Here is a 25,705-nt window from a genome sequence, read left to right on the forward strand (position 1 = left end):
ACATCTAAATATCTTCCATATTTTTAGATGCATATCTTCAGTATCTAAACAAGATTCTAAATTTATAAGGTAGTTTGCAGAATTTATCTTATTTAACTCAATATTAGGTTTGGAACTAAAACATAACATACAAACACTATTTTTTCTAAACTCTATTTCCAAACTATCATAATTTGTAAACCCTTCTTTTGGAGGAGAAGGTAATCTACAAGGATAATCTGAATCAACATAATCTCTAATAATTATATTGACTATCTCTTCATCAGTAATAGTTTTTTTTCATTATCATTATGACAAGAAATTAGAAAAAAAGCAAGAAATAGGTAAAAGAATTTCATTTTTATTAGATTGCTTTCAAATTGGATGATAGACACAAAAATATAAAACTATTATTAAAGTAGATAAAAAAAGGCTCACAAAAATAATTTTGAAAGCTATTCAATAGACAGAAAAACGATAAAGTGATAATTGCCATTCCACTAATAGTTTATCACTAAAAACTAATCACTATTTAATCCACTTCTGCCGAAATTCCATGGTCATAAATGGTAGTATTTGCCCTATATAGCACAAATATAAAAAACTTTATTTTTTTGTTTGCGTATGCAAAAATAGAAATTTAGACTATTCTTTTACTCAAAAAAATAATTATAATGAACGCTGATTCTACACTTACTATAGAACCTTATAGACTTATAGAAGCCAAACGCTTTTTACAAACAACTATTCCAGCAGCTACATCAAAACTTTTGGCAATAACAAAACCTCAGTGGGGAAAAATGACTCCTCAACACATGATAGAACATCTTTACACGGCTGTTATTAGCTCAACAATTATCAAAAAAACACCTCCTATTCCTCCTAATTCTAATCAAGAGGAAGCTAAAAAAGCATTAATTTACTCACTTGCTGATATGCCTAAAAATTTGGATAATCCTGCATTTCGTTTTGGTTTGCCAGATTACACAAACCCTACGATTATAGAAGCAAAAGCAAAATTACTATCTTCTTTAGAACGATTTTTTGAAATCTATGAAGGAAAAGATGATGCTTATAGTTTTAATCCTTTTTTGGGAGATTTACAGGCACAAGAAACTTTGCTTTTTCATTACAAACACTTCAAACATCATTATACACAGTTTGGATTGATTTAAAACAAAAAAAGGGGTTTCATAATTGAAACTCCTTTTTTTTGAAAGCATTCTACTTATAGGAAAAAGCTGACTAATTCTCGCTACAAAGTGTATTTAATGTACCTCTGAATTTATTATTATTCTCCTACAAATCCTCCTTCAATTTCATCATCATCTTCTACATTATCAATAAAAATATCATCAGGATTAAAGGCAGATTTTGCTTCTACAAAAATCCGTTTTACTTCTGGATGTGCTGCTCTAATTGTAGATTCCAATCGTACAATCGCCTTCGAAAGTTGGGCTACGGTAAGTGTTGGGCTAAATTTCACATCTAAAGCTAAAAATACTTCTTCAGGTCCTAAGTGCATTGTAAGAGGTTTTGCACAGTCTTTTACTTCTTTATCTGCATTGACAATAGCATGAATTTTTTTAACTAAACGAGGATCTGCACCTTCTCCTACCAAAAGTCCCTTGCTTTCATACGCCAACATAATAGAAACAATCGATAAGACAACTCCAATAAGAACGGAAGCAGCACCATCAAAACGAGGCTCATCAAATGTATGACTTAAAAAAACACCAATAAAAGCGATTATCAAACCCAAAATAGCAGCCGTATCTTCAAATAAAACAGCAAAAGTAGCTGGGTCTTTACTGTCTTTTACAGTCTGCCAAAGACTTTTCTTTCCTCTTCCCATATTTATTTTACGATATGCCAAAAACCACGCTGCCCCCTCAAAAATTGCAGCAATAACCAAAACAATATAGTTTACAGTAGGGTCAGAAGATTCAGTCGGATGTTTGAGATGCGCTATTCCTTCATAAATAGACATTCCTCCACCAATCGCAAAAATAAGAATGGCTACAATGAGTGTCCAAAAATAAAGTTCTTTTCCATATCCAAAAGGATGTTCTTCATCGGCTGGTTTCTGACTCCATTTCAGCCCCAAAAGAATCAAAATTGCATTTCCAGAATCAACTACGGAATGAATTCCTTCCGAAATCATTGCCGAACTTGCCGTAAAATAAGCAGCAATAAATTTTGTAATTGCAATTCCTAAATTAGCTGCTAAGGAAGCATAGACAGCCGTTTTTGATGATGAAGCCATAATTTTTGATAAAGTTCAGTTGGGTAAAAATAGGATTTTGATAAAAAAATTTCTTACTGTTTAATTTGTAAGAATACTCAAAGATAGGTACAAACTCAAAAACATCAAAAAGTAAACTAAGTTTTAAGTTTTGTATCTTTATTATGTCTTCCTATTTTGCAAATAACCTAGTTGTAAAAACTTACCATTCCTTTTATGAAAATACTCATTTTATTTATTGTTCTAATTTCTTTAGTTTCTTATACAAAAGAAAAAATTATTGATTCTAATCAAAAGATGGATGTAAAATGCTGTGAACATCACGTAGAAATCAGGTTGTGTGGTAAAATTGTGTTTGATACATTTTGAAAAAAGGCAATAAGAGCCGAAATTTGTAAAATGAATGAAAAATCACAAATTTGCCCTTATTGCCAGTCCTCAAAAGTAATAAAAAATGGGTTCTCTGGCAAGCTAAAAGTACAGCGTTTTCGTTGTAAACATTGTAAAAAAAGTTTTCAAAATTCTTACACTTACAATGGTTCAAATCCTGCTATAATTACATTAGGGCTTCGGCTTCTAAGTAACAATGGAGGTATTCGTCAAACGAGCGAAGTTCTCCAAGTAAACAGTAAAACAGTCCTTTGTTGGATACTTCGTTACTTTCCTAGTCAGTTCAATGTTACTCCTGTTTCTTCTCATTATAAAGAAGTTGAAGTAGATGAATTTTAGCTACGCTGAACTCGCAAGCTCGGTTGGACTTTTGTAGGAAGTAAAGCCAATGTAATTTGTTGGTTTATAGCTTATTGTAAAAAACAAGAGCGGTTTTAGCTTGCGTAAAAGGTGAAAGAGATTGGGAGACAGTCGCTCATTTAGAAAGAGAGTTAAAAAATTTACCTATTGAAATAGACTACGTTTGCACAGATAAATTTAAAGGTTTTGCTAAGGTTTTTCCCAAGGAAAAGCATAAAGAAGGCAAAGAATTTACTAAAGCAATAGAAGGAAATAATACCATGATTAGAACACAAAATAGAAGGACAAATCGTAGAACAACTTGCTTCTCAAAAGAGTTGATTTATCATGAAAAAGTGATGTATAAAGTTATGATGGATGCTAATGAAAGAAGAGCTAGGAAAAATACATTTTAAAATTGGTATTATTCAATTAAAAAATGGATTTAAAGCCAAACACAATTTTACTACACAACCCAGCATCAATCTTTAATTCTAAAATGATTATTATGCTTATTATCATACAAAGAAAAACCCAATAAACTAGATTTCTGAATAATAAACTAACAATGTGAGCCTTCTTTTTGAGTTCATAGTCAATAAAATAGAGTCCCATTATTCGTTTTTCGATGCTTGATTTAATTCCAAAAATATCTCTAAAAAGCATGTATAAACTTCCTGCAACATAACCAGAGAATTCGGCATCAAATCTGAAGAAATCTCTTAATTCAGTAAAAAATGTATATGCAATAAAACCACAAATAATGCCTATGATATTATCTATTAAGTAAGCTACACTACGGCTTCCAATATTAGGTTTTTGAAAATCATAAACAATCGCTTTTGATAACTTTAGGTTTGAAGCAGTAGGAAATTTTTTGAGTGTAAAAGTCTGTCCACAATGTTTTGAATTCATATATTCCCAACTTTCTTTCAAAAAAGCAGATTTACAGGAAGCACAAAAAACAATCTCATCTCCTAAATTAAACTCATCGCCTGTAACTGGGTCTTGACGGCTTTCTTTTAGAAAAAAAGTTTCTTTTTCAGTAAGTGTTAGGGCATTTTTTATTTTACTATTATCTCTTTTTCTCTACTAATTCTATTTTTAATATTCTATCAAAAATATGGTTTTGATTGGCAAGGACGATAATCACATGGACAATATTTGCAATCAACAACCCAAAACCTAACAGACTTCCTATAACTCCACTTGCTCCTGTAACTGCCTCTAAAAATGCAATAAAAGCAATTACAACAAAAAGACAAATCCAATAAAATACATTTCTAAATAGAAGAACAAGAGGAGAAGCCTTTTTTTGAGTTTGTGTATGTATAAAATAAAGTCCCATTATTCGTTTTCCTATGCTAGACTTGACTCCCATAACATCTCTAAAGAGCATATACAAAAAACCGATTATTGAAGGTAACGCATCAAAATCATTATTAAAATCCCTAAAAATGAAGAAAATAATAATGGCTAAACCAATAGCGATAAAGTTATCTATCAAATAAGCTAAAATACGATTTCCACTATCAGCCTTTTTAAAATCATAAACAATCGGTTTTGAGAGTTTTAGTTTCGAATGAACAGGAAATTTTTTGAGTGTAAATATCTGTCCACAATGTTTTGAGTTCATGTATTCCCAACTTTCCTTCAAAAAAGCAGATTTACATGAAGCACAAAAAACAATTTCATCTCCAATATCAAACTTATCTCCTGTTACTGGGTCTTGACGGTTTTCTTTTAGAAAAAAAGTTTCTTTTTCGGTAAGTGTTAGTGCATTTTTCATTTTAATAGGACAGTTATAGCCATGTTGTAAGGTTGTTATAGTATTTCTTACTCTAAAAATAAGGGTTTGGTTGTCAAAATGGCAAAGAATTTTTCTTAAAACTGACTTTAGAACCTCACTCACTTACTAAATCATTCTATTCAAATGATTAACTTTGCCACAATTATTTATAATTAATCAAAAAACAATGACACAAGAAGAAATCATAAAAGCCATCAATGAAAAATATCACAATTTAGGTGAAAACCCAGATACCTATTTGAAGGGATTATTGCAAGCCAAACCAATTAATTATTGGGATTATATAGAAGTAGATTCTTTACTTTCTCTTCAAAAACCTCGTACAGACTTTAAAGATGAAGAAATATTTATTATTTATCATCAAATTACAGAACTGACACTCAAATTAATGGTTCACGAATTAGAACAAATTATTGAAGAGGAAAATATTACGGAAAAGTTTATTAGTACCAAAATTCATCGTCTGAATCGTTATACTTCTATGCTTATCAATTCTTTTTCAGTAATGAGTGAAGGAATGGATTATGATGATTACAATACGTTTAGAAGTACTTTGACTCCTGCAAGTGGTTTTCAGAGTGCACAATTTCGTTTTATTGAAATTTATTGTACTCGTGTAGAAAACTTAGTCAATCAAAAAGGGATAGAGCGTTTGAAAGAAAATGAAAACCCTACCATTGAAGATTATTTTGAACATATTTATTGGAAAGATGCAGGACAAAACCGAAAAACAGGAACTAAGTCACTTACTTTAAGGCAGTTTGAAGAAAAATATTTAGATAAATTTATTCATCTTGCTAAAGAATTAGAAGGCAATACAGTAGAAGACAAATTGATAAAACTGAATGCTGATTCGTCTATCTCAGTTGATTTGCAAAATTTACTGAGAGAGTTTGATACACTTTATAATGTTACTTTTCCACTTGTTCATCTCAATACTGCAAAGCATTATTTGGATAGTAAAGGCGAAAATAAAGCAGCTACTGGAGGTTCTGCATGGAAAAAATACTTACACCCAAAATTCCAACAACGTAAATTTTTTCCTACTCTTTGGACAGAAGAAGAAAAAGAACATTGGGCTGAAAAAGAATAGAGTTTTTCTTGCTGATTTTATAGAAAGTTACACATTTTAGAAAAATAATAAACCCTGTTTAGAATTCCTAAACAGGGTTTTGATATTTGATTATAAAAAACTTAAATATTTGGTTCTTTATGAATTCGGTTGCAAATACACTTTATCACTAAAAATAAATCGTATCATTTTCTTGAAATTATGAGTGTATCTAAATCCTCTAGCTACTCTTTTAATTACCTGTATAGTTGAATTAATTCCCTCTAAAATACCATTTGTTAGTTTAGAAGAAAAGTAATTTATAATACCTTCAAAATGACGATATATTGTCTTTGTGAATGGATTTTTGGGTTTTATTTCTTCTGCAAAATCAGCCATAAACAGTAATTGTGCTTTGGCTTCTTCTATTGATTTGTTCTCGTAAAAACTTTCAAGTTTTTCCATACTAAGTACTAGACTATCATAAATTGGTGTTTTCTTTAACTTTTCTAAGTGTTTGTATAATAACTTAATTACATGCCATTTATCAAAAGTAAGAGCTGCATTTGGAAAATATTCATTGGCTGCACTAATGAAAGCAGGAGACATATCAATAGAAATCTCCTTTACTGTATTAGGATTAGGATGGTGTAGAGCTAATTGCTCAAAAGTAGCCCCTGATTTCCCATCTTCTATTGCAATTATTTTTGAAGTTTCCATATCTATAAAAGAAGTGATATAATCATGTCCTTTTTTAGTAGAAGTTTCATCTGCTCCTATTTTTCTAACTGCTCCTAGAGGTGGATTTTCATTTAAGTCTTGCGTATAATAGTGATAAATGTGTTCCACTCGCTGTGTATAAATACCTAGTTGTTTAGCTACTTTTTGAAAACAATGATATATTTTTAGTAAATCCATTACTTTTTGCTCATAAAGTAGAGTAAAACGAGAAAACTCTCTAGAAAAATCTACTTTAAGTTGAGAAGTTTCTTTAGTAATTTTGTTTTGATAAATAGGTAGTTTACAATGAATAAAACAGCGATATTCAAAAATATTTAAATGCTCCCACTCTCTATCTTTATAGCTATGAATACGCCAGTCTTCAAAAGCAGAAGGACGGTAAGTAGAACAAACTTCAACATAAACATGAACCTTTTTGGCTAATTCATCTTTATCAATTTGACGAATATGAAAAGGAGCGACAATATGTAATAATTCATCAAAAACAATTACACTATCCATAAAAATGATATTTGTAATAAAGAGAAAATAAATGCTAATTTAAACATTTGCAACTAAAATCATAAAGAACCAAATATTTCTATTTTACTCCTACAATCAGTTTTTCTCCTTCATATACTAAATCGCCTTGACGATTATTCCACTCTCTTACTTGTGCTGTTGAGAGATTGTATTTTTGAGCAATAGAAAAAAGAGTTTCGCCTTTTGCTACACTGTGATATTCATAATTTACTTTTGCTGTAGCATCCGTAGTTTGATTGTTGTCTGTTTTTGAAGCATCATTAGTACTTGTCATTTTCAAACCTTCTTCATTAATAATCATTTTTTTACCAACAGGAAGGTCAATTATATCATTAGGTAAATTATTCCAAGAACGAATTTTATCAACAGGAACAGTATATTTTTCTCCTAGATGATACACTGTTTCATTCGGCTGAACGGCATGAAAACCTACTCCATAATATCCTACTGGATAAACGGTTGCTGTTTGCTCTGTAACTGTTTTCGTAGTTTGAGGTTTCGAAACAAAAAGTGTATCTCCTTTATAGATTGTTCCAGTTGCAGGGATTTTTGGATTCCAAGCCATTAATTCTTTAGTAGTTACATTGTGTTTCTGAGCAATCTTTCCTAGTGCATCTTGTGTTTTAACAATATATGTTTCAGCCTTTGTTTCAGTTTCTACGACTGTTGTTTTTGTTGTATCTGTTTTTTTATTTGGAAATACATAACCAAGAATAGGCATTCCTAATGGATCGTACCCTTCTTTACCTACATTTTTAAAATCTTTTTCTTCACCACCCATTTGAAGAAATTCCTCCATTGTTATAGTAGAAGCATTTGTTTTACTTTCATTAGAATTACTTCCATTTACTCCATTACTAATTGCTGGGTCAATCAAGGCAGTATCTTTAAATCCTGTTCCTCCTGTTGTTCCATTATTATTTGAGTTAGTAGAAGATGATGAGGACGAATTATCAGTATTAATAACTTCACTTCTAGAACCTGCTTCTACTGCCAAACTAGATTTTAAGATAATTTTGTCGCCTACATCAATATTATCTCCTGTAACAAAACCGTTCCAACGAATTACATCTTTTGGGTTTAGATTATATTTTCTAGCAATAGACCAAAGTGTTTCATCTTTTTCTACAATATGATAATCAGCATTTTTTATATCAATAGTAGGTTGAATAGGACGGAAATCTTGTTGAGGAATAGGCAGAAGCGTGCCAGAAGAATCTACAAATGTTACAAACTCTCCATTTACATTTTTTTTGACGACTACTTTTTTCTCTGATGAAGTAGCTGCTTTTGTATCTGTTTTTTCTGTAACCAAACTTCCATCATATACTTTATCTTCTTTAGAAATATTTGGCTGACTGACAATTAATTTTTGTCCTGTATAAGTAGTATAATCAGCTAAACTATTCCATTCTTTCAATTTTGACATTACCACATTGTATTTTTTAGAAATATCATACAGACTTTCGGCTTCAGCTACAGTATGATATTTTACTACATTGGTAGCCACTTTTGTATCTGTTTTAGTGTCTGTTTTAGTGTCTGTTTTTTCCGTAACTACGACACCATCTGTTTTTTTATCATCAAATTCTGCAAATGAACCTTGTTTTGCATCAGTAGAAGTAGTTGAATTATCATCTTTTTCATTTTTTGCAATGGTTGTGGTAGTTGTTTCTTTATTATCTATTCCTGCCAATTCTGTTTTTTTGAGTTCTTCCCATTCTGCCATCAATTCTGGGTCGGCTGCTGTTTCGGCTTCCTCTTCTTCAAAATTAGCTACGATTGGAGTTACATTTCTTACTTCTACAGGAATTCTTTTAGGTCTTTTGGTCTGAATCCATAATACTCGTCCTACTTTTACTTTATCTTCTTCATCCAAACGATTATATTTTAATAAATATTTATAGCGCATTGCGTATTTTTGAGAAACATCCCAAAGCGTTTCTTTATCTAGCAATACATGTGTAGCAACATCTTTTGCTCGGTTTCCTTTTTCTTGAAGATAATATACTTGTCCTGTTTTGATAGCATCGGTAGGTTTCATATCATTCCAATCCAAAAAATCAGTAACTTCTATGCCAGCAGCACGAGCCATTTCACTCAAAAAATTTCCAGAAAGAGCAATCATTCCTTTGCGTTCGTTGATGGTAGCAAAAGCATATTTTTTACCTTCGATGAGGCGTTCTTGTCTATCTACTATTTTGGGATAAATATCTTTTTCAATTACTAAAGTTGTATCTAATGGAGAAAAAACAGGAGAAAAAGCCCAAGAAAAAATAGGAATACATAAAAAAGTAATCAATAATGAAAAAAATAATACCTTACTTTTATATGAGTTTTTAAAAAAATAATACTGCATAAGACTTAAATTTATAGTTTTATTTAGTGAATGGCTAAGGAACAAACAAATACGATAAATGAATACTATCAGTTTTGTTTTTTGTTAATTTGGTTTGACTCTTTAAAGAAAGATGCTTTTTTGAGAAAAATCCATAAAAATAATTTAGTGTTTTTATTGAGATTTCATTTAACTATAAACTCAATAAAATAAAAAAGATTCAACAATTTACATGAAAGATAATCAATTTACACAAAAAAGTACAATAATTAATCCTATTACTAACGAAAATCCTAAAAGTATAGTTGTTTTTGGGTCAGAATCTTCTGGAAAATCTACATTGACAAATGAATTGGCAAACTACTATAATGTCTTTTCAAACCCTGAATTTTCAAGACTTTATTTAGATACAAAGATGAAATATGCAAATTATGATGATACAAATTCACTTACTTTTGATGATGTAGAACCGATTGCAATAGGACAACTTTGCAGTGAAAATCAAGTAAAAAAACTTGCCATTGCTCATACTCATTCGTTTTATTTTTTAGATACAAATTTGCTAACGACTTATATTTATTCAAAATTTATCTATAAAAATATTCCTTTTTGGTTAGAAAAAGCTATTCAAAATCAAAATTACTCTCATTATCTGTTATTAAAACCAAATACAAAATGGGAGTTTGACAAACAGCGAGGAGGAGAAGAAGGCAGACAATTTTTTTATAAAAAAATGAAAGAAGAATTAGAAAATCGAAATATTGAATACTCTGAAATTACAGAGCTAAATGAAAAACGACTGAAAGAAGCTATTAAAATAATTGATTTTTTATAAGGCATTGAAAGGAGTTTGTAATATGAATTGGAGGTGTCACACAAAGTATGCTATTTCTTTTTCTCATGTTCTTTTTTTTCTTTTTGTAGTTTAAATTATTGTAGGTTTCTCCACCAACGACAAAAGCACATATCATACTTTTTACAACCCTACCTAATTTATTTGTGTTTCTAATGCTATATAATGAGTAATTTTATTAGAATAAAGTGGAAATATTTGAATTTGACAAGTATAAGGTGTTTTATCTTTTTTATAATTGATAACCGACAATTCAAAAGGTTTTTCTTTTTGAAGGTTCATTCTAATTTCTTTTTTTGATTCTTTTGAAGTCAGTTTTCCTTGTAAGAAGGAAGGGTATTTATTAGTAGCAAATTTTTTAGAATAGCCTGTCATTTCGGTAAAACCGTCGTTTACCCATATAATTTTTTCTAAAGAATCAGTAAGTATGATAGCTTCAAAATTATTATTTAAAAGTATTTTATCAATATCATTTTTCCAGTTGTATATTTTAGCAAAAGAATAAATTTTTTGAATGTCAATTTCTCTTTTCGTTTTTTCATAGTAACGTACATTAGCAATATCCCAACTTAAAAGAGGTTTTGATTCTACTACTGAAAATTCAATGTGTTTTTTAATTTTATTGAGTTCTTTTGTTTCCAAACGAGCAAGATAAATATCTAAACACATCATATTGGATAGTTTTTTTTTCATTTTGTAAATACAAATTTTGGTAAAAAAATCAGATAAAACAATTAAAAATAGAGTAGAATCTAGTGAAATGTGGTTGGATAAGTAACTGGGCAAAATTATTTATAGGTTAATGAAATCTGTCTGACACCTTGAAGGTGTCTTGACAGTTTAGATTTCCATTTTCTAATTCTTTTTTAGATATGTTTTATTTTGCTCAGTTACTTACTAGGTTTGTTTGTTGTCAAAAAACCAAGCCTGAGCTTCTTCAACTTCAGTAAAAAACTTTGATTCATGTGTATGTTTACTTAGTTCTACATCATCAACTGTTTGTTCCATTGATAACTGGGCTATGAATTCTTCTGGAACAATCATGGCTTGTTTTTCAATCTTTGCATCTGTAAATTGTGGAACAATCACTTCTAAAATCCATTCTTGTAATTCTGGAACAATCGGAAAACGCAAATCTTTAGTGATAGATAAAATGAATTTTACATTTTCTTCAGTTATCATGTCTGCTAAACTTTGCATTTCTTCTTTAAACTCTTTGGCATTCATACTTTCAGTTGTTGTCAACCATGTTGAAGTTACCATTTGTTTTTCTTCATAAAAAAAACGCTCTACATATTTACTTTTGTAAGTTTTCATTGGAATTAGGGGAATGAAAGTTAATTAATTTTTGAAAGCCAGTTGTCAATTTGTGATTGAATGGTCTGAGCATAGATAAAATTAGCATCATCTTGTCCTACTTCTAAGGCTTTTTGTGCGCTTTCTACTGCCCCTTTGTAGTCATTTTCTAAAGCTAGAATTTCAGATTTTACCCAATGAGGTAAATAATGGTCATTTTTGAGTTTGATGGCTTGGTTTGCCCACTCTAAGGCTTGACGAAGTTCTATCTTTTCGTTTTTGTAATAGGCTGCACTTCGTACAAGCACTTGCCAATCGTTTGGATATTTTGAAATGGCTTCTGCAATATTTTTCTTAGCTTCTTCTACTGTATTTACTTGAATGGTGATTCGTGCTAACTTGCATTCCCAACGCAAAATAAAAGTACCTTCATTTTCCAATATTTTATCAAAATCATACGCTAACGTTTCTTGAAATTTTGATTTTTCAACGGTTGCACTTACACGCAAAACATCATTTGCTTCATTGTAGGCTTCTTTTCCCCACGAATCTACGGCAGTATTAAAAATAAAAGTCCAATCTCCTCTTTTTTGAGGAATAACAAAAATGGCATATTTTCCCTTTTTAAGTGGTCTGCCATTTATTTTTACATCACTAGAAAATTCTATTGTAGTAGCTTCATTTGCACCTGCTCTCCAAACTTTCCCATAAGGAACGAGTTCTCCCCAAATATGTTTTTTTCTTCCTTTTACACTCGGACGACTATAACGAACAAAAAACTCTGTAAGACCAATTTCTTGCATCAATGTAGAAATCGAACTCTTACGTGGAAGTTCTAATTTTTCTTCTTCTTCCGAAATGTCATTTGCTTGACCTTTTTCTTGAGCTAATACAGGAAAATATATGGAGAATAAGAGAACTAAAAGAAATAATCTAATACTTTTCATTTCAGGAATTATGTTATAATTATGATTTTAAATAAAAAATAATCACAATAATAAAGAATACAAATACGTAATTTTTAATTCGTAATTCGTTTATTGTAAAGAGTCTTTCAAAATTCTAAATTCAATAGCTGGAGAAATTTTTTCATAAAGTGTATTATAAACAGCTTTAATAATTGGCATATCTACTTTGTGTCTTTTGGTAACTTCATATAAGCCTTTTACTGCATAATAACCTTCTGCAACCATCCCCATTTCAATTTGTGCTGATTTCACAGTATAGCCACGCCCTACCATATTTCCAAAAGTACGATTTCTACTAAATTGAGAGTAAGAAGTTACGAGCAAATCTCCCAAATAAGCTGACGCATTTATGTCTCTTTCTTTCAATGGGTACGCTTTATCTAAAAACTTTTTTGCTTCTTGTACAGCATTCGAAACTAACACAGCTTGAAAATTATCTCCATAATTCAGACCACGAGCCATTCCACACGCCACAGCAACAACATTTTTAATTACGGCACAATACTGAATTCCATTCAAATCGGGATTTGTTTTACATTTTATATAATGTCCTCGCATAAGCCGAGCAAACTTATCACCTTCATCTTCATCTCCTCCAATAGTGAGGTAGGCTTGTCTTTCTTGCGCTACTTCTTCGGCATGACAAGGACCTGCAATACAAAGAAGTTTGTCAGCAGGAACATTAAATTTTGTTTGGACATATTCAGTTACCAATACATCTTCTTCCAAAATCATTCCTTTGATAGCCGAAACAATGACTTTATCTTTAAAAATAGCAGGGTCTAATTTTTCAAAAACATCAGTAATAAAAGCTGAAGGAACAGCCAAAACAATATACTTAGAATCTGCAATAACAGCTTTTACATCATTTAAGGGTGTAATTTTGTCAATATTGAGCAAAGCCGAACTCAAATAACGTGGGTTACGATGATTTTTGCGAATAAAATCAATATCATCTTTCGAACGCATCCACCAATTTATACGAACATTATTTTCGGAGAGCATTTTTACTATTGCAGTTGCCCAACTGCCTCCACCCAATACAGCAATACGCACAGGCGTACCACTATCTGAAAAACCAAAAGCTGCCAAAGTAATTTATTTTAGTGAAAAAAGAAAAGAATAAAGTAAGAGAAAATATTCTCTTTTCAAACAGTAAAGAACGTGGTTTTTTGTTATTCTACAAAATGAATTAAAATGATTTTTCAATAAAAAGCAAAAAAGTAATATTCTTATTCAAATCATTTCTAACAATTTTTTAAAACACATGGTTTGTCAGAAATTAAGATTTAGTATTTTTGCTTTTGCATGTCGCTTGTGGGGATACGAGCAACAAAAAATACTCTACCTAATCAATTGAACCTTACCATTGCTCGTGTCCCCACGAGCAATTCCAAAAAAAGAAAAAACTATTGGAAAATTTATCTAGCCCATCAATTAATTATACTGATTCTGATAAGAATGCAGCTTCACGCAAACAAGACCATATCGAACTTGCATTTGATGCACAGGTATTCAAAAATCAATTAGATAATCGTTTTTATTATGAGCCTGTTTTGGCAGCACATCCCAAAACAGAAACAGAATCTTTTGAATTTTTGGGGAAACAAATGAATGCGCCTTTGTGGGTTTCTAGTATGACAGGAGGAACAGAATGGGCAAAAATTATTAATCAAAACTTGGCTAAAGTATGTGGAGAATACAAACTTGGAATGGGTTTGGGTTCGTGTAGAGCATTACTTACTGACGACGATTGCTTGCCTGATTTTGATGTTAGAAAGTTTATGGGAGACCAGCCTCTTTATGCAAATCTTGGAATTGCACAGCTAGAAAAACTCATTGAAACCAAACAGACAAAGAAAATAGATGAATTATTAAAAAAATTAGAAGCCGACGGACTTATCATCCATATAAACCCTCTACAAGAATGGTTACAACCTGAAGGTGATATATTTAAAAAAGCTCCTTTAGAAACAATAAAAGAACTTTTAGAGACGGCTAAATACTCAATTATTGTAAAAGAAGTAGGACAAGGATTTGGAAAGCAGAGCCTAGAAGAACTTTTAAACTTACCTCTTGCTGCTGTGGATTTTGCAGCTAGTGGAGGAACAAATTTTGCTCTTTTAGAACTAAAACGAAGTAGTGAACTTTCTCAAAATCTTTTCGAACCTTTGGCACATATTGGACATAGTGCAGAAGAAATGGTAGATTTTTGTAATCAAATAAAGTCTGATTATGATGAAAACATCAAAAACAAAGTAAAATATTCAAGTAGAACAATAAAATGTAATCAAATTATTATTTCGGGGGGAATAAAAACATTTTTAGATGGTTATTATCTAACAGAAAAAATAAATTTTGACGCAATTTATGGACAAGCATCAGGATTTTTGAAACATGCTAGAGGAAGTTACGAAGAATTACAAGCCTATACGGAAGGACAATTAAATGGTCTGAAAGTAGCCAAACAGTTTTTGAAAGTGAGATAATCAGTTTTTGAAACTAGCTATTCTTTTTTATAAATTCCTATAAAAAGAGTATTTACAGTTTGGTATTCTTCGTTTAGTATATCCCAACGCTGAGTAACAGTATTATCATCATTTTTTGTCCACGTAATTTGATGATAATATTTGCCTTTTTGTCCTTGCAAAAGTTCACTTCTCAAAGTCATTACACCTTCTTTTTTGAGACTTCCTTTCAAAATCAAATTTCCACCAGAGTTATCTAACCAAACTTGATTCCAAGTAGAATCTTTTTTATTGAAGTAATTATAACTTCTTCCTGTTGAGCCTGATGCACCTCTCCAATGTTCGTTTAAGATACAATCATCTTCTAATTTTATAATTGTATTTTTTCCTACTTCTGTTCCTGTTGTGTCATAAACTGTCCAATCACCCACCCAAAAATCAAATTGTTTGTAATTTTCAGTACAACAAGCACAGGGTTTTTCAATAGTTGTGGAATCATTTTGAGAAAAAGTAGAAAATGAAATGAGAGAGAAAATAAAAATAAGTGTAAAGATTGTTTTCATAATTGATTTTTTAAAGGAAATAAAATAAATAATTTGAATTAGTTCTAAAAAGATACAAAAAGTAAGCAGTATGATTGAATTTTTTGACTTATATTAACCTACTTTAAATTTTACACCTCCTATGTCTTTAATTGAATCTATGGAGAAACTATTGTTTATTTATTAATAATAATGTATTTTGTGAGATAATAGAATGAAAAATAAATGAGCAAATTGAAGTTGCTTTTATTTTTTTAATAGACTTGCATACAAATCAACTAAGAAATTATAAATTATTTATGAGTACGAATACTACACTTACTGTTCCCAAAGATTTACCTCAAGAAGTATCTTCTGCATGGTTGAAAAGTTTAGAGCTTGCTAAAGAGAGAGAAGTCCCAAAAGATGTTCAAAAAAATATTGAAGTTTATTACAAACATTTTGACCAAAAATATACAGAAGCGTTAATCGAACATGTCATTGCTCCTATGTCAGATTATTATTATCGTCCCGTTTTTATAGGATTTGATGAGCAAGAAAAAAGAAATAATCCCGAACGCCCATTAATTTATTATAGCAATCACTCTGGAATGGCTTTTCCTTGGGATGGAATGATTTTTTTGGCAGAAATTTTTAGACAGTTTGGTTTTCAGAAGAAAAGTATTCGTCCTTTGGTTGCTCCTATGCTTTCACAATCTGCTCTCATGAATCCTTTTGGAGCGTATAATTTATGGAAAAAAGTAGGTGGAATTGACGCAACAACTATCAATTTTGAAACGATGATGAATTGTAATGATTATAATATTATGGTTTATCCAGAGGGAGTTCCAGGGATTGGAAAAGGATTTAATAGAAAATATGAAGCACAGCGTTTTTCTACTTCTTTTATCCGAATGGCTCTTAAATACAAAACAGATATTGTGCCTTTTGCTACTGTCAATGGAGAATATATAAATCCTCATACATATAGTATTCCGTGGGTAAATACATTAGTAAATAAGATTGGAATTCCATTTTTACCAATGGGGATTATTACAGCACTTGTTCCAATTTTTCCTTGGCTTTTTTATACAGGTTTTCCTGCTAAAATGTATTATGTAAAAGGAGAAAGAATAAATCCTTCTGAGCTTTTGGACAAACCAGCCGAAGAAGCAACACAAGAAGATGTCGTCAAAATTAGAGATTATGTCAGAGATGAATTTCAAAAACTGCTTGATGAGTCAGTAGAAAAATATGGAAAAAAACCATTCAATTGGAAAGATTTGAGAGCAGCCAACAAAGGAAAAGAAAAACGAGGAAGTAAAATTCGTTTTTTTCCTTACCTAACACCAATTGGTTGGCCAATGCTTTTTGGAGAGTTTGATAGAAAATACAGAAAATACGAACAAGAAGGCAGAAAAGGAGAATTTACTTTAAAAATGCGTAGAAGAGATTTTTTTCCTTTACTTCTTAAAAATTTAATTACAATTTCTTATTTTATTCCTGTTTTAGGTTGGATTCCTCTTGCTATTCGTGGTTATTCTAAACCAAAAGGAGAAAAATAAAGTCAGAAATCAGATTGTAGAGGCTCGCATTTTTATGAATTACAATAGTGAAAAATACGCATCTTCTTAGTAAAAAAATAGAAAAAGGAATTTGAAGTATATTCAAATTCCTTTCTTTGTTTATTTTGAATGAAAATTAAAAATCCTATAAATCATCGTCATCAGCTACTTTTGGCGCACGAATTCCTACTATAAGACTGCTCCATTCAGTTGCTTTCCAAATTCCAGCATCATTTTTATGAAGACGAACAGGACGAGCAGAATCTGCACCCGAAGATGGAATAAATAATTTTATCTCTCCGTCTTTTTCATCACCACTATATTTATTAGTAGAAAAGTCAAATACTAATTTTCCTTTTGGAAGTTTGTAACCATTATCTACATTTGTGCCTTGTACATACGAAAAAGGAACATAAGGAGAACGTTTGATTTGAGATTGGATTAAATTCAAATCATTTCTTGAAACGATATAGCCTTTGTATCCTTCTTTCTTAGTAGTTTTTGAGACTCTTTTTTTATCGACTGCAATGGTAAGGCAAGCCAAACCTAATTCTGTATTTTGGCTATACAACATTAAAGCAACAATCATTGTAGTTGCTCCTCCTTCTGGAGTTTTACTAATCCTATTTCTCATTTCTAAGAATTCTTCTATAGTTGTTGGAAGTTTATCAAGTGTGATAATTCTATCTTTTTCAAGAGTAGATATAGAATTCGTATTTTTTGTTTTGAATGCACTAAAAAAAAGTAACGTGGCAAAAATAACTATTACCACAGGTAGAGATTTGAAATTAAAAGTCATTATACTAAAAGATTAAATTATTGAAAATTAGTGATAAAAAAAATGGTGAAATTTTAGTTTTATTAAGCTCAATAATTACACCAAAATTACATAATTTTACGTGTTCAATTTTTACTAATCACAATTCTATTTTTATGAAACCAATATTTCTTACTCATATCGTTTTTATAGGATTTGTTATTTTATTTTTTTCTTGTCAGAATCAAACTCTAGATAATCAAGACAGAAAACAAGTAGAAATTACAAAAGCAAATTTAGATGATATGGAAATGATAGAAGCGAGAGGAACACCACAACAAGACCATTCTATTATTGATAAAGATTATTTCAAGAAATTTGATAAAATAGAATTGGTTTATTATCCCCATAGTGTACGTTCGTATGGAACTATGCCAGCTTGTGGTAACTTGATTAAAAATGGAGTTTTTGATGTAGATTCTTTAGAAAAGAAAAAAGGTTTAAGCAAAAGACAAATTCAAAAATTTGAGGATTTAGTTTTTACTCCTTTAAAAGAAACTGATTCTATATTTATGTCAGCAGATTGTTTCAAACCTCGTCACTCACTCGTTTTTTATGAAGGAGAAAAAGCAACTCATATTATAGAGGTTTGCTTTGAATGTAGTGGAATTTGTAATTCTTCTTATGATTCTATTAATGTGAATAATTTGTACTTTAGGTTTGAGGAAATGGAAAGTTTATTTGATAAAATTCTAAACGATTAATTTTGCTAGATTATAATATTGGAGACTTTATAATAAAGTTAGAGGTCAGATTTTAGAAGTAAGAAGTAAATACGAAAACTAAAAAAAGGAATTTGAATATTATCATTCAAATTCCTTTTTTTTAATAACTAAAACTAAACTTTCAAAGCTCTTTTATAAAGTCCAATTGTGTTTTCAAGTCCCAAATAAAGTGCATCACAAACGAGTGCATGACCAATTGAAACTTCTTGTAGATAAGGTAAATGTTTGGCTAAATAATTTAGATTATCTAAATCCAAATCGTGTCCTGCATTGATTCCTAAACCTAATTTGTGAGCAAACTCTGCACAATGAGCATATTTTCGGATTGCTTTTTCTGGATTTTCTTGAAAGTTTTTAGCATAACTTTCTGTATAAAATTCTATTCTGTCTGCACCTGTACTGGCAGCAGCTTCGATAAATTGGTCTATTGGGTCAATAAAAATAGAAACACGAATACCCAATGCCTTCAAATCTGTAATAATTTCTTTTAAATAATCTTGGTGTTTGATAGTATCCCAGCCTGCATTTGAAGTCAAAACTCCATCAGAATCAGGAACTAAAGTAGCTTGTGTAGGTTTTATTTCCTTTACAATTTCCAAATAACGTCCTTTTTGTGGATTTCCTTCAATATTAAATTCTGTCTTGACGATTTTTGAAAGTTCATACGCATCATCATAACGAATATGACGTTCATCTGGACGTGGATGAATTGTAATTCCTTGCGCTCCAAAACGTTCACAATCTTGTGCTACTTGTATTAGATTTGGATTATTTCCTCCTCGTGCATTACGCAAAGTTGCAAATTTATTGATGTTTACGCTTAATTTGGTTTGAGTCATATTGATAATTTTTTATGGTGGATTGATATTTTTATACACAAAATTACAAATTATCTGATGGTCTTATTTGTTATAAATTTATATTTTAAATCCCATTACCAAAATATCATCAATTTGAGAAGCATTTCCTGTTTCTTGCCATTCAATTTTTAGATTTCCATAAATATTTTAGGCAAAAATTAACCCTAAGAATTTTTCAAACTCTTAGGGTTAATTTATTAAAAAGCTACAAAATTAATGACCTCCTTTTTGACAACAAGCAGGTAAATCATTGTAAGCACCAGATTCTGCTTCTACATCGTCAGCATCATAACCTACATTCGAAATTGCTTTTTTGATAGCATCTGCATTGATTTTTTTAGGATTAAAAACAACTGTTGTTTCTTTTTTATCAACATCAACAGTTACAGATTTCACACCTTTTTCTTGAATTAAGGCTTCTTCAATACGTTCTTTGCACATTCCACATTGAATAGATTCGGTTTTGATAACAATAGTTTCCTTTTTTGTAGGAGCAAATGTATTTGATGTTCCTGCAAAGGCAAAAAAGATAAGAGCTAATGAAAAAATGATAGATTTCATAAAATTGAGAATTGATTAAATGAATAATTTATTAAAAATGAAAGTTTATTTATTGAAATTTAAAACCTCGTTGACGGTTGCATTCTAACCTCAACGACGGTTAAAAAGAGTTATTTAAAAGTAAAAACGAAGTCCCATATAACCCATAGCACCCATAATCGGTGCATATACATTACTGGTATCAAATCTTTCTCCAAACGGATTTTGAGCATTTATGATTGGATTAGGTTGAGAATAATTAGTTAGGTTTTCTCCTCCAATATAAACCTCTAAAGGTTTGTTTGAGATTTTGAAGTTGCGTGTAATTTGTGCGTTCATCAAGAAATAAGCAGGACTTTGAGAACTCTCAATAATTTGATTATTAGTTGTTTCATCATAAGAAGCAGGCAAACGCTGCGAACCTATAAACTGCCCAGTCCAGTCAAATGCCCATTTTTTGTTTTTGGTCTGATATTCCAAATTTGTAAAAAAACGATTCTTTGTTGTATAAGGAACAGTTATTAATTCGTTTTCGATGGTTGTTTTGACATCATAATATTTGTAAGCAAAGATAGCTTCTAAACCTTTGAAAATTTCGTATTCGGCTTGAATTTGAAAGCTATTTGCAAAAGATTTTCCGTTTAGATTATCAAAACGAGTTTCAGATGGATTTTCTACATTCAAAACGACTTGATTTTCAAAATTGGTTCTATAAAAATCTACTGTAACTTTTCCTTTTCTATTTCCAAGTCTAAAACCTTGAACAAAACTTGCTCCTGTATTCCAAGCAATTTCTGGTTGCAAATTAGGATTTATAAATAACTGTCTTGAACTAGCAAAGAAGCGACTATTTTCTACAATCGGATTGGCTACACGAAAACCACGCCCAGCAGAAGCACGAAAAACTGTGTTTTTGGCAGGATTCCATTTTAGATTCAGACGAGGAGAAATTTGTGTTCCGTACAGATTATGAAAATCAGAACGAAGACCAGCCACAGCCGTAAAATCTCCATCTTGATTAAATGTATATTCTGCAAAAACAGCAGGAATAGATTCTTCTCTAACAAAATTTATTAGTTCATTACCTGTATTTTGATAATCATAATAGTTTTGATAAGTATGATTAAATACCATACTTACACCACTACGAAGTAAATGTTTCTTAGAAATAGTCCAATCCAAAATTCCATTATAAAAAAAATAATCTTCTTCTCCTTCATAGAATTTTTGACCCCAAACTTGATTTAATTGATGATAATTTGCCGTAATTTGATTGCCAAAACTTAAATTTTTCCCTAAGAAAAAGCCTAATTTTGCCCAACCTTCAATTCTACGAGTATTCATTTCTACACCATACGATTGTTGAGAAATATCACTATTTAATATATCTTCTTTTGTAGTAGGTTTGTAATCAAGCTGCCCCCCAAAACGATTTTCATCTAAAACACGAATTCCGAATTGTGTTTCAAACTTTTTACCTTCATATTTCCAACGATTGAGCGCATTGAATTGTCGATATTTTGGTAAATCTAAAAATCCATCATTGTTTCTATCGTTTTCCATTACAGAGCCACTTGCATGCAAAAGTGTAGCAGAACTCCATTTTGAATTGATATGATGAATAAGATTTAGATTAGCTTCTAATCTTCCATTTGGATTAAAATAAAGATTTAAAAGATTTTCATTTTTCTCTTTTTTACTTTTTGGACTAATTAACTGTGTATTTATTTGTCCTGTAATAGATTCATAACCATTGACAACCGAGCCAGCACCTTTGTTGATGTCAATCGAAGAAACCCAAGTACCCGAAATAAATTGAAGTCCAGAACGAACATTCAACCCTCTCATCATCGGCATTCCTTCCACTAAAAGTTGAGAGTAAACGCCATCAAGACCTAACATTTTTATCTGACGAGAACCTGTGACAGCATCAGCAGTAGTGGCATCGACAGAAGCATTGGTTTCAAAACTCTCTGAAAGTGTACAACAAGCAGCTTTTTTGAGGTCGCTAGTCGTAATTTTTTCATTTTGATTGACAATTAAATCACTCAAACCAGATTCTACTGTTACGCTTGCTAAAGAAGAAGATTGTAAAGTGATTTCAATAAAAGTTTTTCCTTTTGTAGAAATAGTATCACTTTTATAGCCTGTATAACTTATGATTAATTCATCGGTTTGAGGTGTTTTTCTGAGTTTGAAACTTCCGTTTTCGTTGGTAGTTGTTCCCAAACTTGTTCCTTTCCATACCAAATTGGCAAAAGGTAAGGCAGAAAGAGAATCTGAATTTGTATCAGAATTAGACTGACTAATTTCTGAAATTGTTCCTGTTATGAAGGAATTATTTTGTGCAGTAACTCTATTAGTAAATGATAAAAACATCAAAATTACTAAAGACAGACTACAACCAATAAAATTATATTTTTTCATTGTTATTGAATTTATTAAGATTTTGAAAAATAAAAATGTATCAAAACCCTAAGGGTCATTGAAGATCCTTAGGGTTAAATACAGTTTCTACAGTCGAAAAACTTGAATAAAAACAATAAAAAGTTTGCCTATCTTCCAATTGGGAGGGGGAAGGTCTGCAAAATGAAGAATACGAAAAGAGTTGAAAAATGTCTTTTCTGTAAAATGTTTGACATGATTTTGAGAAGGAATAATAGCTACAAAATGACCAAAATCAAAAACTGTTTTTTCTAAAGAAATAGCTTCAAAGTTTGCTTTTTCGTAAGAAGTTTCTGTATCACAACAATCATCTTTATCTTCTACATTTTCTAAATGATTTGTATCTTTTAGATTATTTTTTTTGTCAATCAATTTTGAAAAATTAGCTACTGAAATTTCACAACAACATTTTTTTTCTGTGATAATAGAAACACTACTTTTTCCACTCATCTGACAATAATGCTCAATAATAGGCAAGCCCACCGAACCCAAAATAAGTTGGAGAGAAAGCCAAAGGCAAGTTATTGTAATATGGAATTGTTGGAAAATCAAGTGTTTGGTTGGATTGAAATTTTTAGGTTTTTGAAAGAATTTTTGATTCTTTGCAACAAAGTTATACTATTTATACGTAAAAGTTCAATTTAAAGGTTTCATTTTTGGATTTTCTGTATAGCTTTGTAGTATATTTATAATCCATTAACAAAATTAGTTCAAAAAACTGCTTTTAATTTAATTTATCATAACTCAACCAAACTACCTATTTTTTTATGAATTTTGAGTATTTATTGACAACACAAGGACTTACCAGCCTCCTTATCCTTGCCCTTTTAGAAATTGTATTAGGGATAGACAATATTATTTTTATCAGTATTATTGCGGGAAAAGTTCCACCAGAAAAGCAAAACTCTACTCGTTTGATAGGTTTGGCTATGGCTCTTGTAGTTCGTATTGGGCTTTTATTTGGTATTACGTGGCTTATTGGTCTGACGGCTACAGTTATTGATGCTACTGCATTTATACACATGTTAGGAATAGAAAAAGATTTGGGTGAAGGAGGGCAACTTTCTTGGAAAGATATTATTTTACTTTTGGGAGGTTTGTTTTTAGTGTATAAAAGTACGACAGAAATTCATGATAAAATGGAACTTACCGAAGAAGAAGAAACTCCAAAAGTAGGTAGTAATGCAGTTGCAGCAGCTATTTTTCAGATTGTTTTGATAGATATTGTATTTTCATTTGATTCTATTCTTACGGCTGTAGGAATTGTAAAAGAGGTTTCGGTTATGATTGTAGCTGTTATTATTTCAATGATTGTGATGATGCTTTTTGCAGGAAAAATCAGTGATTTTATTAATAATAACCCTACTTTCAAAATGCTTGCACTTTCATTTTTGATTTTGATTGGTTTCCTTTTGGTATTAGAATCTTTAGATGTTCATGTCGAAAAATCGTATGTTTATGTAGCGATGGCATTTGCTTGTGTTGTCGAAATTATAAATATGCGTGTGCGTAAAGGAACTCAAAAACATAGAAATATTATTCCAATGGGAGCTTATGTACCTGTTCCGTTTATGCAAGATATAGAAGACGAAGACGAAGATGAAAATGATAAAAAATCATAAGTGGCAAAATATTAATTTTTTAAGAGGCATTAGGAAATACATATTTTCTAATGCTTTTTTATATTATTTATTGTAAATACAGTAAAGATAAATTAATTTTATTTTGCTCAGTTACTTATTATTCAAAATATATAAAGTTTATCTCTTCTCCATCTTCATTTTTTTTAGTATTTTTCAACGAGTCTTTTAGTTTGTTTTTTATAAATAAAGCAAACAAAAGACTTTTTTTAGTAAAAAAAATATTCCTAGATGTAATTAACTTGGCAAAATATTGAGTTTGTGAAAGTCTTGTGCAAATGAAGTAGTCTGTTTTGTCTTAATTACGAATTAAAAATTTACGGCTTTCATTTACATCTTTAATGGATATAATTCTTTCAACCTCAAAATCACGACTTTCAGGACAACCATAGTTATTTGCAGAATAATTAGATATTTTGCCATAAAAATAACCTTCAATTTGTATTTCCACTCTTTTTACTAATTGAGGAGAATATACTAATTTGTAGGTTTTTGGGTCATTTTTTTTACTATAAGTAGTTAGACATAATTATCGTAACAATTTTCCTTTATATATAGTAAAATCAATTTTATACTTTTTACTATTGTATTTTTTTAGAATATTTTTTACAGCTTGATGTAAGTCTTCTTTACTCGTGAAATCTTGAGGTCTTAACCACTCTATTTTGATTTTTCTCCATAGTGTTTCTATGGGATTCAAATGTGGACTGTAAGAAGGTAAGTAGAAAATAAGTACTCCTTTCTCTTCCCATTCCTCTATTTTCTCTTCTATTTCTTTAGAAATATGCCAAGGTCCATTATCTAACACTAGAACAGTCGTTTTTTCAATTGTTTCTACAAACTGATCTATACAATCAATGATAACTTTAGAATTAATGTTTTGGGTGCTTACAAAACTGCTTAGTTCTCCACGCAAGTTAAGCAATCCAAATACATTTAAATTACCTCCCTTACTACTTTTAATGCCTACTTGTTCTCCTATTCTACACCAACCATAAGGAACATTGGGTTCTAAATTGAAGGAAGACTCATCACAAAAACGCAAATCTATACAGCCTGCTAAAAATAAAAGAATGAGAAATTCTAAACTACGTTTTTTTTCTTCATATACAACAGGGTCAGGTTTCTTAACAGTTACTTTTCTGAAGCGTTTCCAACACCATTTTTTTTTTAAGCAACCTTTTTAAAGTCTTGACTGACATAGATTTACCCAATTCCTCTTCCAATTGAGAAACAACTACTTTCAAACTTTGAGGACTGGCTTCAACTAGAGATTCTACTTTATTCATTTCTTCTTCATTATCTATACGAAGAATAGGGCGACGACCTTGTCCTTTACTCGTCTCTAATCCTGCTATGCCCTCTTTTTCATACCGATTAAACCAACGAATAACTAATTGGCGAGTAACTTGATAAAAATCCATTATCTCACTAACCTTTTTTCCTTGATGGCTTAAAAGAATGTAATGACAACGAGTACGGAAAGTTGATGATTTACCTTCTTTCCAACCTTGCTCTAAGGAAGATACTTCCTCTATACTCAAACTAATAAAACGTTTTTTTCCTCTCATAAAACAAAGATAAAAAAATAT

General features: G+C 30.6%; 24 protein-coding genes and 2 pseudogenes. 9 read left to right on the forward strand and 17 right to left on the reverse strand.

Going from position 1 to position 25,705, the window contains the following annotated elements; translation table 11 throughout:
* Positions 1-653: 653 nt before the first annotated feature.
* On the forward strand, positions 654-1,154 hold the full coding sequence (locus tag ACE193_RS01160) for a hypothetical protein (protein WP_375561195.1): 501 nt from the start codon (positions 654-656) through the stop codon (positions 1,152-1,154).
* A 116-nt stretch (positions 1,155-1,270) separates the two neighbouring features.
* Here the strand turns inward: ACE193_RS01160 and ACE193_RS01165 are convergent, their stop codons facing one another.
* Positions 1,271-2,245 carry a cation diffusion facilitator family transporter gene (locus ACE193_RS01165; protein WP_375561196.1) on the reverse strand — a complete coding sequence of 325 codons (975 nt, stop codon included), beginning with the start codon at positions 2,243-2,245 and terminating at the stop codon, positions 1,271-1,273.
* 378 nt (positions 2,246-2,623) lie between these two features.
* Here ACE193_RS01165 and ACE193_RS01170 point away from each other — a divergent pair, with 378 nt between their 5' ends.
* Together ACE193_RS01170 and ACE193_RS01175 are read left to right on the forward strand one after the other, a co-directional pair.
* The gene (locus ACE193_RS01170) at positions 2,624-2,953 is read left to right on the forward strand and encodes an IS1 family transposase (protein ID WP_375560418.1); all 330 of its coding nucleotides are present in this window, start codon (positions 2,624-2,626) and stop codon (positions 2,951-2,953) included.
* Positions 2,954-3,045: 92 nt separating this feature from the next.
* Positions 3,046-3,369: pseudogene (locus ACE193_RS01175) on the forward strand (IS1 family transposase); the annotation flags it as partial.
* Between the two features lie 16 nt (positions 3,370-3,385).
* On the opposite strand, the gene ACE193_RS01180 reads toward ACE193_RS01175, so the two are convergent.
* Both ACE193_RS01180 and ACE193_RS01185 read right to left on the reverse strand, forming a co-directional pair.
* Entirely contained in the window at positions 3,386-3,868 is a 483-nt protein-coding gene (locus tag ACE193_RS01180; protein ID WP_375561197.1) for an RDD family protein, read from the reverse strand.
* Between the two features lie 160 nt (positions 3,869-4,028).
* Positions 4,029-4,742, reverse strand: a complete 714-nt coding sequence (locus ACE193_RS01185) for an RDD family protein (protein ID WP_375561198.1) — start codon at positions 4,740-4,742, stop codon at positions 4,029-4,031.
* A gap of 187 nt (positions 4,743-4,929) precedes the next feature.
* Here ACE193_RS01185 and ACE193_RS01190 point away from each other — a divergent pair, with 187 nt between their 5' ends.
* Positions 4,930-5,856, forward strand: coding sequence for a tryptophan 2,3-dioxygenase family protein (locus tag ACE193_RS01190; protein WP_375561199.1), 927 nt, complete (start codon positions 4,930-4,932; stop codon positions 5,854-5,856).
* A gap of 117 nt (positions 5,857-5,973) precedes the next feature.
* On the opposite strand, the gene ACE193_RS01195 is transcribed toward ACE193_RS01190, so the two are convergent.
* Together ACE193_RS01195 and ACE193_RS01200 are read right to left on the reverse strand one after the other, a co-directional pair.
* Positions 5,974-7,056 carry a transposase gene (locus ACE193_RS01195; protein WP_375558860.1) on the reverse strand — a complete coding sequence of 361 codons (1,083 nt, stop codon included), beginning with the start codon at positions 7,054-7,056 and terminating at the stop codon, positions 5,974-5,976.
* Positions 7,057-7,135: 79 nt separating this feature from the next.
* Positions 7,136-9,436 carry a LysM peptidoglycan-binding domain-containing protein gene (locus ACE193_RS01200; RefSeq protein ID WP_375561200.1) on the reverse strand — a complete coding sequence of 767 codons (2,301 nt, stop codon included), beginning with the start codon at positions 9,434-9,436 and terminating at the stop codon, positions 7,136-7,138.
* A gap of 211 nt (positions 9,437-9,647) precedes the next feature.
* Here ACE193_RS01200 and ACE193_RS01205 point away from each other — a divergent pair, with 211 nt between their 5' ends.
* Positions 9,648-10,250 (forward strand): AAA family ATPase, encoded by a 603-nt coding sequence (locus ACE193_RS01205; protein ID WP_375561201.1) that lies wholly within the window; start codon positions 9,648-9,650, stop codon positions 10,248-10,250.
* Positions 10,251-10,403: 153 nt separating this feature from the next.
* On the opposite strand, the gene ACE193_RS01210 is transcribed toward ACE193_RS01205, so the two are convergent.
* From ACE193_RS01210 to ACE193_RS01225, 4 genes are all read right to left on the reverse strand, one after another.
* Complete coding sequence (locus tag ACE193_RS01210) at positions 10,404-10,961, reverse strand: PAS domain-containing protein (RefSeq protein ID WP_375561202.1); 558 nt, start codon at positions 10,959-10,961, stop codon at positions 10,404-10,406.
* A 204-nt stretch (positions 10,962-11,165) separates the two neighbouring features.
* Positions 11,166-11,585: a hypothetical protein gene (locus ACE193_RS01215; RefSeq protein ID WP_375561203.1), complete on the reverse strand. Its 420-nt coding sequence runs from the start codon at positions 11,583-11,585 to the stop codon at positions 11,166-11,168.
* A gap of 20 nt (positions 11,586-11,605) precedes the next feature.
* Complete coding sequence (locus ACE193_RS01220) at positions 11,606-12,511, reverse strand: DUF2911 domain-containing protein (RefSeq protein ID WP_375561204.1); 906 nt, start codon at positions 12,509-12,511, stop codon at positions 11,606-11,608.
* Positions 12,512-12,601: 90 nt separating this feature from the next.
* Positions 12,602-13,624, reverse strand: coding sequence for an NAD(P)H-dependent glycerol-3-phosphate dehydrogenase (locus tag ACE193_RS01225; RefSeq protein WP_375561205.1), 1,023 nt, complete (start codon positions 13,622-13,624; stop codon positions 12,602-12,604).
* A gap of 320 nt (positions 13,625-13,944) precedes the next feature.
* On the opposite strand from ACE193_RS01225, the gene ACE193_RS01230 reads away from it, so the two are divergent.
* Entirely contained in the window at positions 13,945-15,021 is a 1,077-nt protein-coding gene (locus ACE193_RS01230; protein ID WP_375561206.1) for an isopentenyl-diphosphate delta-isomerase, read from the forward strand.
* 17 nt (positions 15,022-15,038) lie between these two features.
* Here the strand turns inward: ACE193_RS01230 and ACE193_RS01235 are convergent, their stop codons facing one another.
* Positions 15,039-15,563 (reverse strand): hypothetical protein, encoded by a 525-nt coding sequence (locus tag ACE193_RS01235; RefSeq protein WP_375561207.1) that lies wholly within the window; start codon positions 15,561-15,563, stop codon positions 15,039-15,041.
* 278 nt (positions 15,564-15,841) lie between these two features.
* On the opposite strand from ACE193_RS01235, the gene ACE193_RS01240 reads away from it, so the two are divergent.
* Positions 15,842-17,086 carry a hypothetical protein gene (locus ACE193_RS01240; protein ID WP_375561208.1) on the forward strand — a complete coding sequence of 415 codons (1,245 nt, stop codon included), beginning with the start codon at positions 15,842-15,844 and terminating at the stop codon, positions 17,084-17,086.
* Between the two features lie 145 nt (positions 17,087-17,231).
* On the opposite strand, the gene ACE193_RS01245 is transcribed toward ACE193_RS01240, so the two are convergent.
* Positions 17,232-17,885, reverse strand: coding sequence for a DUF6935 domain-containing protein (locus tag ACE193_RS01245; RefSeq protein ID WP_375561209.1), 654 nt, complete (start codon positions 17,883-17,885; stop codon positions 17,232-17,234).
* A 134-nt stretch (positions 17,886-18,019) separates the two neighbouring features.
* On the opposite strand from ACE193_RS01245, the gene ACE193_RS01250 reads away from it, so the two are divergent.
* Positions 18,020-18,607 (forward strand): hypothetical protein, encoded by a 588-nt coding sequence (locus ACE193_RS01250; protein WP_375561210.1) that lies wholly within the window; start codon positions 18,020-18,022, stop codon positions 18,605-18,607.
* A 134-nt stretch (positions 18,608-18,741) separates the two neighbouring features.
* Here the strand turns inward: ACE193_RS01250 and ACE193_RS01255 are convergent, their stop codons facing one another.
* The 4 genes from ACE193_RS01255 to ACE193_RS01270 all read right to left on the reverse strand — a co-directional run bounded on the left by ACE193_RS01255 (position 18,742) and on the right by ACE193_RS01270 (position 23,025).
* Positions 18,742-19,467, reverse strand: coding sequence for a pyridoxine 5'-phosphate synthase (locus ACE193_RS01255; protein WP_375561211.1), 726 nt, complete (start codon positions 19,465-19,467; stop codon positions 18,742-18,744).
* A gap of 234 nt (positions 19,468-19,701) precedes the next feature.
* A complete protein-coding gene (locus ACE193_RS01260; RefSeq protein WP_375561212.1) occupies positions 19,702-20,049 on the reverse strand; it encodes a heavy-metal-associated domain-containing protein in 348 nt (115 codons plus the stop codon).
* A gap of 114 nt (positions 20,050-20,163) precedes the next feature.
* A complete protein-coding gene (locus tag ACE193_RS01265; protein ID WP_375561213.1) occupies positions 20,164-22,455 on the reverse strand; it encodes a TonB-dependent receptor domain-containing protein in 2,292 nt (763 codons plus the stop codon).
* A gap of 87 nt (positions 22,456-22,542) precedes the next feature.
* Complete coding sequence (locus ACE193_RS01270) at positions 22,543-23,025, reverse strand: hypothetical protein (RefSeq protein WP_375561214.1); 483 nt, start codon at positions 23,023-23,025, stop codon at positions 22,543-22,545.
* A gap of 215 nt (positions 23,026-23,240) precedes the next feature.
* Here ACE193_RS01270 and ACE193_RS01275 point away from each other — a divergent pair, with 215 nt between their 5' ends.
* The gene (locus ACE193_RS01275) at positions 23,241-24,095 is read left to right on the forward strand and encodes a TerC family protein (protein ID WP_375561215.1); all 855 of its coding nucleotides are present in this window, start codon (positions 23,241-23,243) and stop codon (positions 24,093-24,095) included.
* A 547-nt stretch (positions 24,096-24,642) separates the two neighbouring features.
* On the opposite strand, the pseudogene ACE193_RS01280 reads toward ACE193_RS01275, so the two are convergent.
* Together ACE193_RS01280 and ACE193_RS01285 are read right to left on the reverse strand one after the other, a co-directional pair.
* A pseudogene (locus ACE193_RS01280) lies at positions 24,643-25,209 on the reverse strand (IS630 family transposase); the annotation flags it as partial.
* A gap of 31 nt (positions 25,210-25,240) precedes the next feature.
* Positions 25,241-25,684, reverse strand: a complete 444-nt coding sequence (locus tag ACE193_RS01285) for a helix-turn-helix domain-containing protein (RefSeq protein ID WP_375558679.1) — start codon at positions 25,682-25,684, stop codon at positions 25,241-25,243.
* Positions 25,685-25,705 lie beyond the last annotated feature (21 nt).

It is taken from the genome of Bernardetia aquimarina, assembly GCF_042180575.1.
In the GTDB taxonomy this organism is placed as follows: domain Bacteria; phylum Bacteroidota; class Bacteroidia; order Cytophagales; family Bernardetiaceae; genus Bernardetia.